This is a genomic window from Citrobacter sp. U14242 (genome assembly GCF_046555775.1).
Taxonomy (GTDB): domain Bacteria; phylum Pseudomonadota; class Gammaproteobacteria; order Enterobacterales; family Enterobacteriaceae; genus Citrobacter.
On the sequence record NZ_JBKGLW010000002.1, the window covers coordinates 339,741 to 352,733 of the forward strand.

Genomic DNA, 12,993 nt, shown 5'->3' on the forward strand with positions numbered 1-12,993 from the left:
GTTTGTTTATCCGTTTTAAATATTAAGAATAGTTACTCGCAAACGTTTGCTTTTCTGCCCTGGTCAGATAAAATCACCGCTTTTCCACCATGGGATTGCCTCTGATGTCCGTTAACGCCGTAGAGTCGACCAATGCGCAACCGGTTGCGCAGACTCACAACAGTGAACTGATTTACCGTCTTGAAGATCGCCCCCCGCTAGCCCAAACCCTGTTTGCCGCCTGTCAGCACCTGCTGGCCATGTTCGTCGCGGTAATCACGCCTGCTCTGTTAATCTGCCAGGCGCTCGGTTTACCGGCTCAGGATACTCAACACATTATCAGTATGTCGCTGTTCGCTTCTGGCGTAGCTTCTATCATTCAGATTAAAGCCTGGGGACCGGTGGGTTCAGGGCTGTTATCCATTCAGGGCACCAGCTTTAACTTTGTTGCGCCGCTGATTATGGGCGGTACGGCGCTAAAAACCGGTGGCGCCGATATCCCAACCATGATGGCGGCGTTGTTTGGCACACTGATGCTGGCAAGCTGCACCGAGATGGTTATCTCGCGTGTACTGCATCTGGCACGTCGTATTATTACTCCGCTGGTCTCAGGGGTGGTAGTAATGATCATTGGTCTGTCACTGATTCAGGTGGGTCTGACATCGATTGGCGGCGGTTACGCCGCAATGAGCGACAATACCTTTGGCGCACCGAAGAATCTGATGCTGGCGGGTGTCGTGCTGGCGCTGATTATCATTCTTAATCGCCAGCGCAACCCGTACCTGCGCGTTGCGTCACTGGTGATTGCCATGGCTGCGGGCTACCTGCTGGCCTGGTTTATGGGCATGTTGCCGCAAAATACCGCTCCGGTAAGTCAGGATCTGATCATGGTACCAACGCCGCTGTATTACGGTCTGGGTATCGACTGGAGCTTACTGCTACCGCTGATGCTGGTCTTTATGATCACCTCGCTGGAGACCATCGGTGATATTACGGCCACCTCCGATGTCTCCGAACAACCGGTCTCGGGTCCGCTGTACATGAAACGTCTGAAAGGTGGAGTACTGGCGAACGGCCTGAACTCGTTTGTTTCTGCCGTGTTCAACACCTTCCCGAACTCCTGCTTCGGTCAGAATAACGGGGTCATCCAGTTAACCGGCGTTGCCAGCCGCTATGTTGGTTTTGTGGTGGCGCTGATGCTGATCGCACTGGGTCTGTTCCCGGCAGTCAGTGGCTTTGTACAACATATCCCTGAACCTGTTCTGGGCGGGGCAACGCTGGTGATGTTCGGGACTATCGCGGCCTCCGGGGTACGTATCGTGTCACGTGAACCGCTGAACCGCCGTGCCATTCTGATTATTGCACTGTCGCTGGCTGTCGGCCTCGGCGTCTCCCAGCAACCGCTGATCCTGCAGTTTGCGCCTGACTGGGTGAAAAACCTGCTCTCTTCTGGCATTGCTGCTGGCGGTATTACCGCTATTGTTCTGAACCTGATTTTCCCGCCAGAGAAAGCGTAAGCGAAATGCGGCGTTGATTCAGAATCAACGCCGCTGTAACGCTCTTTCACCATTCCCGCCTTGAGGATTGCGCGTAAATCGTGCATAACTTGACTATGTGCACTTCGCGGGATGGAAGACCATGAAATTTATTGGAAAGCTGCTTATTTACGTGCTGATCGCCTGTGCAGTGGCGATCCTCGGCCTTTATTTTCTACTGCAAACCCGTTGGGGTGCAGAGCATGTCAGCGCCTGGGTGTCAGAGAACAGCAGCTACCACCTGGCTTTTGATGCCATCGATCACCGGTTTTCCTCCCCATCCCATATTCTGTTGAAAAATGTCACTTTTGGTCGTGATGGGCAGCCTGCCACGTTGGTCGCAAAAACGGTTGATATTGGCCTGAGCAGTCGTCAGATCACCGACCCGTTGCACGTTGACACCATCTTGTTGCAAAACGGTACGCTCAATCTTTCTCAACAAACTGCGCCGCTTCCGTTCCAGGCCGATCGCCTGCAGCTACAGGATATGGCATTAAATAGCCCCGGCAGTGAGTGGAACCTGAGCGCGCAACGCGTGAACGGTGGCGTTATTCCCTGGAACCCTGAGGCGGGTAAAATTCTCGGCAACAAAGCGCAAATTCAGCTCAGCGCCAGTTCATTAACGCTTAACGACGTTCCCACCACCAACGTGCTAATTGAAGGCAGCATTGACCATGACCGTGTGACGTTAAGTAACATTGGCGCAGATGTCGCACGCGGCGCGTTAACCGGCGTTGCGCAGCGGAATGCTGATGGTAGCTGGGTCGTGGAGAATCTGCGGTTAAATGATATCCGACTACAAAGTGATAAATCACTGGTCGATTTTTTCGCACCACTAACCACGATTCCGTCCTTGCAAATTGGTCGTCTTGAGGTGACTGATGCACGTCTGCAAGGTCCTGACTGGGCGGTAACAGATCTTGATCTGAGTTTGCGCAATATGACCTTCAGCAAGGACGACTGGCAAACTCAGGAAGGGAAGCTGTCGATGAACGCCAGTGAGTTTATCTACGGTTCACTGCACTTTTTCGATCCCATTCTGAATGCCGAATTCTCACCGCAGGACATTGCGCTACGCCAGTTCACCACTCGCTGGGAAGGCGGTATGGTTAGAACATCCGGTCACTGGTTGCGCAGTAACAAGGCGCTGGTCCTCGACGATGTTGCCATTGCCGGGCTGGAATACACGCTGCCGGAAAACTGGAAGCAACGGTGGATGAAACCCCTGCCTTCCTGGCTAAACAGCCTGACGCTGAAAAAATTCAGCGCCAGCCGTAACCTGATTATCGATATCGATCCTGTGTTCCCATGGCAGCTCACCGCACTGGACGGTTATGGCGCCAATCTCGGACTGGTACAAAATAATCAGTGGGGTATCTGGAGTGGTAGCGCCACGCTCAATGCCGCAGCCGCGACGTTTAACCGTACCGACGTGCGCCGACCTTCTCTGGCCCTCGCCGCGAACAGCAGCACGATCAATATCAGCGAGTTAAGTGCCTATACGGAAAAAGGGCTGCTGGAGGCGACCGCCAGCATTTCGCAGTTACCACAACGCCAGGCGCAGGTCAGCCTGAACGGGCGTGGTGTACCAATGACTATCCTGCAGCAGTGGGGATGGCCAGCACTGCCGCTTTCCGGTGACGGTAACATTCAGCTCACGGCCAGCGGTAATATCCAGGCTGATGCGCCACTCAAGCCAACAGTCAGCGGCCAGCTACATGCTGTAAATGCTGATAAACAGCAGGTGACGCAAACGATGAGTGGGGGAGTGGTTTCAGGCCAGGAATTGACGTCCGTGACACCAACAACCGTTTCCGCCGACACACCTTAATCTTTCACCTCACTCCCGGATGCGTCGTATCCGGGAGTAGTGCTTCCCTTCAAACGAAACTGGTGTTCATTTACCGATAATTTGTACCCATTTCCCGCAACAGGTTTTCATTTTCCAGCTGGGTTGTTATAACAAAAGTGTTGGAAGCTTTATTTAATAATTACAAAAACCCTACACATAATTAAAGGAATAGCCATGTCTGTAATACGTCAACGTATTCTGGCGGATATGCAAAGATTCTCCAGAGCCATGATTGGGGCCGTTTTATTTTTGCCGGTAATAGGATTGATTCTGGCATTAAGCTCCGTTTTGACCAACCCTACACTCATTTCTGAAACTACTTTTTTACATCAAATAGGAAAACTGCTCGGCGACACATTCTGGCCACTATTTGGTAATCTTGGATTACTTTTCTGCGTAGGTATTAGTTATGGCCTCGCGAAAGATAAAAAAACAGAAGTCGCTCTGGTTGCAGTCATGTGTTTTATTATGTTTTTGGGTGCTAACCACTCCTGGCTTGAACATACTCACAGTATTGCAGAAAAGATCAATGGTGAATATTACGGCACCGGGCAAACACAATTATTAGGTTTTGTCGTTGTCGATATGGGTATTTTTTTAGGGATTATTCTTGGCTGCACTATAGCATGGGTTCATAATAAAGTTTCAGAAATAGAACTTCCCGGCGCGTTATCCATGTATGGTGGAGCAAAGTTAACGCTGGTCATGATGACTCCCGTTATTATTTTTTATGCTATCGCATTTACATGGTTTTGGCCGATCATGACACACGGTATCGCCGCTTTAACGGGTTTTATGAAAAACGCGGGCGTCGCTGGCGTATTTGTTTACGGATTTTTTGAAAAATTCCTTATTCCTACAGGGTTACACCACTTCGTCTGGTCGCCATTCCAGTTGACCCAGATAGGTGGCACCCTGAGTGTTGATGGGCAAACCGTCTCTGGCACGCAGGCTATTTTTCTGGCCTATATGCGCCATCCGGATCTCACTCCTGTGATGAATGAAGCACTGCGCTTCTCCCAGCAGGGGATGACCACTATCTTCGGTCTCTCTGGTGCAGCACTGGCGTTCTACCACACAGCAAAACCTGAGAAGAAAATACTGGCAAAAGCGATTCTGTTACCTGCCATCATTACCTCTATTCTGACAGGAATTACAGAACCCATTGAATTTACCTTCTTATTTATTTCGCCGCTACTGTGGTTGATTCACGCTACATTGACCGCCACATCCCAGGCCATCTGTGACCTGCTTACCGTACGTCCATGGGGAGCATCGGGGTTGATTGAATTTCTCATTTATAACTTACCGCTGCCAGTTTCACTAACCCGATGGCCTGTCTATGTTCTGATCGGACTCGGCCAGTTTGCCACCTACTATGTAATATTTAGAACCCTGGTCGTTAAACTGAACTTAAAAACACCAGGCCGAGAGGATGAAAGTGAAGTCAAACTTTACAGCAAAGAGGATTACCGAAATAAGAAAACAAATACAGAACAATCAGTAACAGATGAAATTATTAAAGGTTTAGGCGGTAAAGAAAATATCGTTTCTGTTGATAACTGCTTTACCCGATTACGTGTTGTACTTCATCATCCCGATAAAATCGACGAAGTATTATTAAAGAATACTGGCGCAAATGGTGTCGTGCGTAATCAAAATGAAGTTCAGGTTATTTATGGTGTAAAGGTTGGACAAGTTCGATCCCGGGTAGATAACTGGTTGGCAAATAATTAATCAGGAGTTGTTATGAAATTAACTGTATTAGGTGGGGGTGGCGTTCGCTCTGCATTCCTGGCTAAATCACTGGCATATAATGCGCATCGTATTGGTTTGCAGGAAGTCGTATTCCTCGATAACGCAGAAGAGAATTTGAAGATTTTCGGCGAAATCGCCCATTATGTTTTTTCAAAAATTCGACCTGATATTCATTTTCGCCTGACAACGGATCCGGATTCAGCATTACAAGATGCCAATTATATTATTACAACACTGCGTGTTGGTGGCGATGAAAGCCGTGTACGTGATGAACGTATTGCACTGAATCATAATACGTTAGGTCAGGAAACAACCGGTGCAGGTGGCTTTGCAATGGCGATGCGCTCAATTCCCGCCATACTGAACTATTGTCATCTGATTGAAGAACATGCCGCACCGGATGCCATACTCTTCAACTTTACCAATCCTTCCGGACTGGTAACCGAGGCTATCATTAAATCCGGGTTTAAACGCCGGGTATACGGCATATGTGATGCACCATCAGAACTTATTCGTGAACTGCCTGAGATCCTTAAATGCGATGAAGCGGATCTCAAAGTCGAATGCTACGGGCTCAATCACTTCTCCTGGTTTACCCATTTCACCGTTAAAGGTGAAGAGGTTACCGACAGGCTGGTGAACAACCCTGAGTTGTACAATAAAACAGCGATGCAATACTTCTCACCAGAGTTAGTGCAGCTTTGTGACAAGCAGTTGCTGAATGAATATCTCTATTACTACTACTATCGCGAAGTCGCCTTGAAAGCGATTCAAAATTCACCAGAAACGCGAGGTGAGATGATTGCGCGCATCAACCATGAAATGCGTGAAGAATTACAACATGTTGATGCAAAAGAAAATCCTGAAGCCGCATTTGATATCTGGATGAAACACTATCTACGCCGTGAAAACACATACATGCAGAATGAGTCGCATCAGGAAAAATTCAATGCCCGCGAGCCACTCACACTACAGCAATTCATCGAAGAACCGGATACCGGCGGCTATGCAGGGGTGGCCTTAGATATCCTCGAAGCCGTCAATAGCAGCACCACGAAACGTATCGTTGTCTCGCTACAAAACAATGGCACGCTGGATTTCTTACGCCCGGATGATGTGATCGAAATAAGCTGCGACCTCAGCAAAGAAGGGCTTAAACCGGTGACGCCAAAGCACGTACCGGACGCACAGAAAAATATGATCTCCTGCGTCAAAGAGTACGAGCGCCTGGCCGTTGCAGCCATTATGCAAAAGGATAAGTCACTGGCAATCCGGGCGTTAATGGCGCATCCGTTAATCGGTTCCTGGTCCCTGGCAGAAAAACTCATTCACGAGTATCTCAGCGAAGCGCATTTTAACGACTGGAAATAACCCCCTCAGGGGCGTCAGTTGGCGCTCCTGTTGGGTTTTGCATAAACCATAACTTAAGGAGATGCTCAAATCCAAGAATGCAATAACCAAAAAATGGATTACTCCAGTAAATATCATCATCAAATTTTTGGGGGTCGTGAATAATCACAGCTGTATCGGCGGCTTGAGCCAGTGGACTCTGGTAATCGCCGGTAAAGCAAATAAGATCGGTATTTTTCCCTTCCAGCGCTTTTACCCAGTTCAATGCCGAACTACTGCGGCCGGATTTAGATACAAGCCAGATAGAGTCAAACTTAGCCGATGTTTTTTGCTCAAGAATTTCATAGTCCGGCCACAGGGCCAGACTGGCATTTACGCCAATCACCAGGAATTTGTTATAAATATACTGAGCAATTAGTTGGGAGAAACCACTACCATGAATAAGGATACGATCATGTTGTAAGCGTCTTAATAAAGGTTCAATACTTTCGGCAGGTTGAATATTCATAAAATCAATATCATTGGTGACGTCCAGTTTTGGCAACGTAATATTAAATTTAATGAAATAAACCAGCTCCAGCCAGCCGCTAAACTTAAGCTTTTTCGCTAACCTGACCAACGTAGAAGGATTACTGTAGCAGCGTTCTGCTACCGTTCGAATGCCTTCACGAATACATTCTTCAGGGTTATTTTGAATAAAACGCAAAACCGTCATCTCGGTTTTATTCAGTTTGACATCGCGAAAAACGTTTTCCAGTTCCATACGCTGATCCTGTGTGTGCAGAATAAATTTATTATTAAAAAAAACAGGCCTGTGCAGCAGGTCACTCTATAACAAACTTGACAATAAATAGCTAACATGAATAAAAACATGGCATTACTCGGCACAGTCTTTTTCCTGTGGGGGAATATAACGACAATTAACAGCGTATTGATTATCTTTTTTTATCAATACTTTCACTTATCCTGGCAGCAGTCTATTTTAATCACTGTCATTTTTTACACTGCTCCCTTTCTCACCTGCCTACCCTGCTCAGCGCTGATAGAACGTCGGGGATACCGTGCGGTATTGTTACTGTCATTAATGCTATCTACGGTGGGATGCCTGGCGCTGACGCTGGCAATACGCCAAGATTCATTCATCCTTTCGCTGATGGCGATGTTTATCGTAGCAACCGGCGTAGCAGCAATGCAAGTTGTAGCAAGTCCTTACCTGACGCTGCTCAGCGCTCCCCGAAAACGTATTGGTAATTTGTGCCTGGCCTCAGCTGTAAACTCTCTTGGCACTACTCTGGCGCCGGTCCTTGTTGCACTGCTTCTTGAATTTTCTCCCCCTAATACGCTGGCGCGCGAGGAACCGATAAGCACGCTTTGGCTTTGGCTATCGTGCTTCTCAGCAGCACTAATTGTGGGTGTCATTCTTCTACGGCTGCCGGACGTACCGCGTCCGGAAAAAGCAGCTTCAAACCTGCAGAAAATATGGAAAAACAATGGGCTACTTTTCAGCGTGACAGCTATTTTTATTTATGTCGGTGTCGAAGTAACTCTGGCGACCAGCCTGGTGAAATATCTCATCACCATTGGCGGCTGGAGCACAACGTTTGCCATGTCGCTGGCCGCTTTTTATTGGGGAGGTGCACTGACTGGACGTTTTCTTTACGGTATGTTTGCCGACAGGATTGGCAATTATTATCCGTTTATAATAGCCTCTTGTGTCTGCGCAACCGCCGTCATTATAGCGATGTGCCTGAATAATGTTACGGGAGGATACTTACTGATCCTGACGGGTTTAGGGAATTCAATTCTGTATCCAATTATCTTCGGGCACACGATCAACAAAACCCCAGCTATCGCTAACATATCCGCAGCCGCAATGGTAATGGCGGGTATTGGTGGTGCGGTAATCCCCTGGCTACAGGCTGTCTGTATTGATAGCATCAGCCTTCGGGTCAGTTTTGCGTTGCCTGTAGTCCTGTATCTTATGCTGGCATTATGGGGACAGTTGAACCTGCGGTCTACAGTGCCTTAATATAGCTTCGTTATCCCTGTAGCCCATCATATTCACTGCACAACAACCATTTCACCGGCTCGTCCTCTTCTATGGCCGGGAAACGACCGCCCGGCTCAAGAAAGTGGTTATCGTGCTGGTCGTCATTCACCATTGAGATTTCCCAGCCCAATACAAACGCTTTCTCGGCCCAGAAACGATGATACAAACGGGGTGGCAGACAGATGCCTTGCCCTGGTTTCAACACCAGCGTTTCACCGGGCTTAACGGTTCGCCGCTGACCATCCACACTTACCTCAATAATATGCTGCACGTCATACTGCGCATCGGGCGTCGCCCATGCCAGTTGCATACATAAATCACCGCCGCCGCGATTGACAATATCTTCCATTTTATGAGTGTGAAAATGCCATGGCGTTTGTTGATCCTGCTGAATTTGCAGCATCTTTTCAGCATACGGTTTGGGGTAGTTTGCTGAACCCAACAAGCCATTGCGCAACGTCAGCAGCGTGAGTCCGGTTTGCGCAAAATCACCGCGACCAAAATCGGTGACATCCCAACCCAGCTGGAGATCACACACTTCACGCCACAGAGACCGGTCCTGCTGGCGCCAGACATCAGCCGTAAACCAGGCAAAGTCAGGCAAGCAGACCCGAAAGGTCTCGGCAATAGCATGCGCCTTATCAACGGCATAATTAATTTGTGAACGCTTCATCCCACTTTTCCTTGTCGCGAAAGAGGCGGGTTTCCCCGCCTGCATGCCGTTAGTAAAGTGATGCTTTGCCAGTAGATCCAAATAGCTTCATTTTATGACGGATCACATCCCGTGCGGCGCTAATCGCTTCCGGGTAAATCACGTTCGGGTCCCACCAGGTTTCTTTCGCCAGAATTTCACGCACCTTCTGGAAGTAGGCGTACTTCATATCACTGGAAATATTGATTTTACCCACGCCCAGCGTGACGGATTCAGCAATCTCCGCATCCGGGTTCGCCGAGCCGCCGTGCAGCACCAGCGGGATATCCAGCCGCCCGGCGATATCACGCAGAATGTTCATTTGCAGCTCTGGCTGCATTCCTTTCGGGTAGATCCCATGCGCGGTACCAATCGCTACTGCCAGCGTGTCGGCTCCGGTACGGGCGATAAAGTCCTGCGCCTGAGCAGGATCGGTATAAGTGACTTTTGATACGCCGCCTTCCACTGACGTTCCGGTCTGGCCGATCGTTCCCAGCTCTCCCTCAACCGAGACACCTACCGCATGCGCCAGTTTGACCACTTCGCGTGTCAGGGCCACGTTTTCCTCATAGGGCAGCAGCGAACCGTCGATCATCACCGAAGTAAACCCACACTGAATCGCCCGCAGGACATGTTCCACCGACGCCCCATGATCCAGATGCAGAGTAAACGGTACTGGGCTACGCATCGTGATATCACGGACATAGCTAAAAAACGCATCACCGACAAAATCATGCTCGCTCGGGTGAATGGAGATAATCGCCGGGGTGTTGGTTGCTTCCGCCTCTTCGACCACTGCACGTACAAAGCAGCTGTCCGCCACGTTGAATGCGCCAATGGCAAAACCGTGCTGACGAGTAGGCTGCAGTAATTCTTTCATCGAAACTAACATGTTAATTCTCCAGTTTCAGGGTGTAGAAAGCCCTGCCAGTGCGCCATCGCAGAGGCATAGAAGGCGTTACAGAAAATGAATCAGGCTTTGCCGATAGCGCCGCTGGCCTGCAGATACGGAATAATGGCTTCTTCGCAGGCCTGTTCCATCAGGGCCAGGGCATCAACAAGTTCACAGGATTTGTCACGACACAGGGTATGTAGCAATGCGGCTTTTCCAGCTTCAAAAACCGCCGCACCAACGTTAATTTTGGCGACGCCAAACATCGGACAACGCTGTAGCTGGTCAAACGGCGTACCGCTGCCGCCATGTAGCGCCAGTGGCACCGTCGATAAACGGGCAATCTCCTCAAGGCGCTGGAAATCAATCGCCGGTGTCACACCCGGCGCGTACATACCGTGCGCCGTGCCGACCGATACAGCCAGTAAATCGATCCCGGTCTGCTGGATAAATGGCTCTACATCGGCAGTCCGGGTCATCAAATCAACGTTCGTCGCGTGGTCGTAGCGTGGAGCATCGGCAAGATGCCCCAACTCACCTTCCACACACAGCGAGACGCTGGCAGCCAGATCAACAACTGCACGTGTCTGACGAATATTTTCTTCCAGCGCAAACGCCGAAGCGTCGATCATCAAGCCACTAAACCCGGCGCGAAAAGCCTGGCGGATGCGCACAGGATCTTTACCGTGGTCCAGTGCCAGCGCGACCGGTACCGAGGCTTCTTCCGCCAGCGTTTTGACGATCGCAACTGCTAGCGGCGCAGGAAAATGGCCCAGATGCCCCTGATACAGATTCAGAATGATGGGCGCGCGGTGTTTCTCAGCCACCCGAACCGCCGCCCGGGCGCTTTCCAGGTTCATACAGTTGATAGCCAGCAGCGCGTACTGTTCACGCCAGGCTTTCGTCACCATACTTTTCATATCAGCAAACATACGGCCTCCGGTTATTCCAGGGTGAAGGTGATTTCTTCGTCTTTCAGCTTCTGATCGCTGAGTTCGTCAAACTCCTCGTCACGCTCAGTCACCGGTTTCTTCCACAGTGAGAGCATCACGCCGCAAATCACCGTGCCGATCCCCAGCGCCAGGCAAAACAGCAGCGGGTGCGTAAAGAGCGGGACCACAAACATACCGCCGTGCGGAACCGGGCTTTCAACGCCCCACACCATAATCAGTCCCCCCGCCACCGCCGAGGCCACCACACAGGAACCCACTACGCGCAGCAGGTCGCGCGCCGCAATCGGTATAACGCCTTCGGTAATCATGCAGATCCCCATCGGGAATGCCGCTTTCAGCGCCTCACGTTCGGCCCGAGTGTACTTGTGGCGCGTCAGCAGGAAGGAGAGCGTAATGCCGAACGGTGGGATCATCGACCCGACAAACTTCACCGCTTCCGGGCCATACACGCCGCTGACCAGCATGCCATCCGCAAACAGCGACATGGTTTTATTGACCGGTCCGCCGAAGTCGAAGGTAGCCATTGCACCGAGGATAGCGCCCATCAAAAAACGTGACCCGCCCTGCATGGATTCCAGCAGATGAATTAACGCGTCCTGCAGCCAGGCAATCGGCTTGCCAATCAGCGTCATCATCAACAGGCCGCCAATGACAGTGCTCAGAACCGGCAGCACCATGATGGGCATCAGCCCCTGCATCGACTGCGGTAAACGGATATAGCGTTTGAGCAGCAGGACGGTATAACCGACCAGAAACCCGCCCAGCATCCCGCCAATAAAACCGGTATGAATTTCGCCGCAGACAAAACCGACAATCAGACCCGGCGCAAATCCGGGGCGATCGGCAATGGAGTAGGCAATCGCCGCGCTAATCAGCGGTACAATCAGCCCCATCCCCCAACCGCCTATCTGGTTGAGCATCCAGGGTATTGTCCCTGTTTTTTCACCGACGTTAGTGCCGCCAAGTATTTGCCCCAGAGCAATACAGATCCCGGCGGCTACAATTAACGGGATCATCCACGAAATCCCCGTTAATAAATGTCTTTTTATTTCCTGAGATAGCGGAATTTTATTTTCACTCATGTGAAACCCCTCCAGAATGAGGATCGCTACTGGTTTGTGTTAACTAATGATTTTTCGACCTTTTCAAGAAACTGAATCGGTGATTTTATGACGATTTCCGTTTTCACTCGCACAATGCGTTTATTTGAAAATCGTTCCTCCCCTTTTATTTTGACATCTACGGCGAGAATCACGACATCTGCGGATGAAATATCCTCTGCCAGCAATTCATTTTCCGTTCCGATAGTGCCCTGGGTTTCAACCTTAATATTATGGCCAAGCGCTTTAGCACCTTTTATTAATTTCTCGCGGGCAATATAGGTGTGCGCAATACCCGCCGTACAGGCGGCAACACAAACAATATTCATAACATGCTCCACATTTTATTTAGCAGACATTGGATTCAGCATATTGGCTAAATAGCTCAATAATTTTTTGTGGACTACTTTCGACTAACAGTTGTTCAATAATGTCATCATCCGCCAACGCACCGGCAACCTGCGAGAGCAGACGAATATGCGTGGTGTTCTGATCTTCAAGACGGACGGCAAACAAAATAATGCACCGCACATTGCTGCCATCCAGCGTTTCCCAGGGGATATCCTGACGGGTGCGGCCAATAGCCAGCGTCGTATTGATTACCGCTGATGATTTTCCGTGCGGGATCGCAATATGATTTTCGAAGCCGGTTGATCCCTCAGATTCACGCAGCCAGACATCCTGAATAAACGTTTCCCGACAGCTAATAGCACCATCTTTTTGCAGAATATCCGTCAGTTCCTCAATCACCTCCGTTTTGTTTGTCGCCTTCATGTCCAAAATAACGCGATTCGTATTGAGTATTTTCGTGATGTCCATCAATCATACCTCAT

The 12,993-nt window shown here is 49.8% G+C and carries 12 protein-coding genes; 5 read left to right on the plus strand and 7 right to left on the minus strand.

The features are described from left to right. Positions 1–104 precede the first annotated feature (104 nt). From xanP to ACLJXE_RS04370, 4 genes are all read left to right on the plus strand, one after another. Positions 105–1,496, plus strand: a complete 1,392-nt coding sequence (xanP, locus tag ACLJXE_RS04355; protein WP_271442013.1) for a xanthine/proton symporter XanP — start codon at positions 105–107, stop codon at positions 1,494–1,496. Between the two features lie 121 nt (positions 1,497–1,617). Next, positions 1,618–3,345 carry an AsmA family protein gene (locus tag ACLJXE_RS04360; RefSeq protein ID WP_410750181.1) on the plus strand — a complete coding sequence of 576 codons (1,728 nt, stop codon included), beginning with the start codon at positions 1,618–1,620 and terminating at the stop codon, positions 3,343–3,345. A gap of 195 nt (positions 3,346–3,540) precedes the next feature. Next, a complete protein-coding gene (locus ACLJXE_RS04365) occupies positions 3,541–5,103 on the plus strand; it encodes a PTS transporter subunit EIIC (RefSeq protein ID WP_410750182.1) in 1,563 nt (520 codons plus the stop codon). Positions 5,104–5,115: 12 nt separating this feature from the next. Continuing rightward, the gene (locus ACLJXE_RS04370) at positions 5,116–6,495 is read left to right on the plus strand and encodes a glycoside hydrolase (protein WP_410750183.1); all 1,380 of its coding nucleotides are present in this window, start codon (positions 5,116–5,118) and stop codon (positions 6,493–6,495) included. On the opposite strand, the gene ACLJXE_RS04375 is transcribed toward ACLJXE_RS04370, so the two are convergent. Beyond that, positions 6,479–7,237, minus strand: coding sequence for a MurR/RpiR family transcriptional regulator (locus ACLJXE_RS04375; protein ID WP_410750184.1), 759 nt, complete (start codon positions 7,235–7,237; stop codon positions 6,479–6,481). The two genes, ACLJXE_RS04370 and ACLJXE_RS04375, sit on opposite strands and share 17 nt — an antisense overlap. A gap of 108 nt (positions 7,238–7,345) precedes the next feature. Here ACLJXE_RS04375 and ACLJXE_RS04380 point away from each other — a divergent pair, with 108 nt between their 5' ends. Next, complete coding sequence (locus ACLJXE_RS04380) at positions 7,346–8,503, plus strand: MFS transporter (protein WP_410750185.1); 1,158 nt, start codon at positions 7,346–7,348, stop codon at positions 8,501–8,503. 10 nt (positions 8,504–8,513) lie between these two features. Here ACLJXE_RS04380 and ACLJXE_RS04385 read toward each other — a convergent pair whose 3' ends face one another. The 6 genes from ACLJXE_RS04385 to ACLJXE_RS04410 form a co-directional block, all read right to left on the minus strand. Further along, positions 8,514–9,197, minus strand: coding sequence for a D-lyxose/D-mannose family sugar isomerase (locus tag ACLJXE_RS04385; RefSeq protein ID WP_410750186.1), 684 nt, complete (start codon positions 9,195–9,197; stop codon positions 8,514–8,516). A 49-nt stretch (positions 9,198–9,246) separates the two neighbouring features. Continuing rightward, positions 9,247–10,107 (minus strand): ketose-bisphosphate aldolase, encoded by an 861-nt coding sequence (locus ACLJXE_RS04390; RefSeq protein WP_137382123.1) that lies wholly within the window; start codon positions 10,105–10,107, stop codon positions 9,247–9,249. 80 nt (positions 10,108–10,187) lie between these two features. Further along, positions 10,188–11,039 (minus strand): class II fructose-bisphosphate aldolase, encoded by an 852-nt coding sequence (locus ACLJXE_RS04395; RefSeq protein ID WP_410750187.1) that lies wholly within the window; start codon positions 11,037–11,039, stop codon positions 10,188–10,190. A gap of 11 nt (positions 11,040–11,050) precedes the next feature. Beyond that, complete coding sequence (locus ACLJXE_RS04400) at positions 11,051–12,142, minus strand: PTS fructose transporter subunit IIC (protein ID WP_181509930.1); 1,092 nt, start codon at positions 12,140–12,142, stop codon at positions 11,051–11,053. 26 nt (positions 12,143–12,168) lie between these two features. Continuing rightward, positions 12,169–12,489: a PTS fructose transporter subunit IIB gene (locus ACLJXE_RS04405; protein WP_410750188.1), complete on the minus strand. Its 321-nt coding sequence runs from the start codon at positions 12,487–12,489 to the stop codon at positions 12,169–12,171. Between the two features lie 19 nt (positions 12,490–12,508). Beyond that, positions 12,509–12,979: a PTS sugar transporter subunit IIA gene (locus ACLJXE_RS04410; RefSeq protein ID WP_410750189.1), complete on the minus strand. Its 471-nt coding sequence runs from the start codon at positions 12,977–12,979 to the stop codon at positions 12,509–12,511. Between the last annotated feature and the right edge of the window lie 14 nt (positions 12,980–12,993).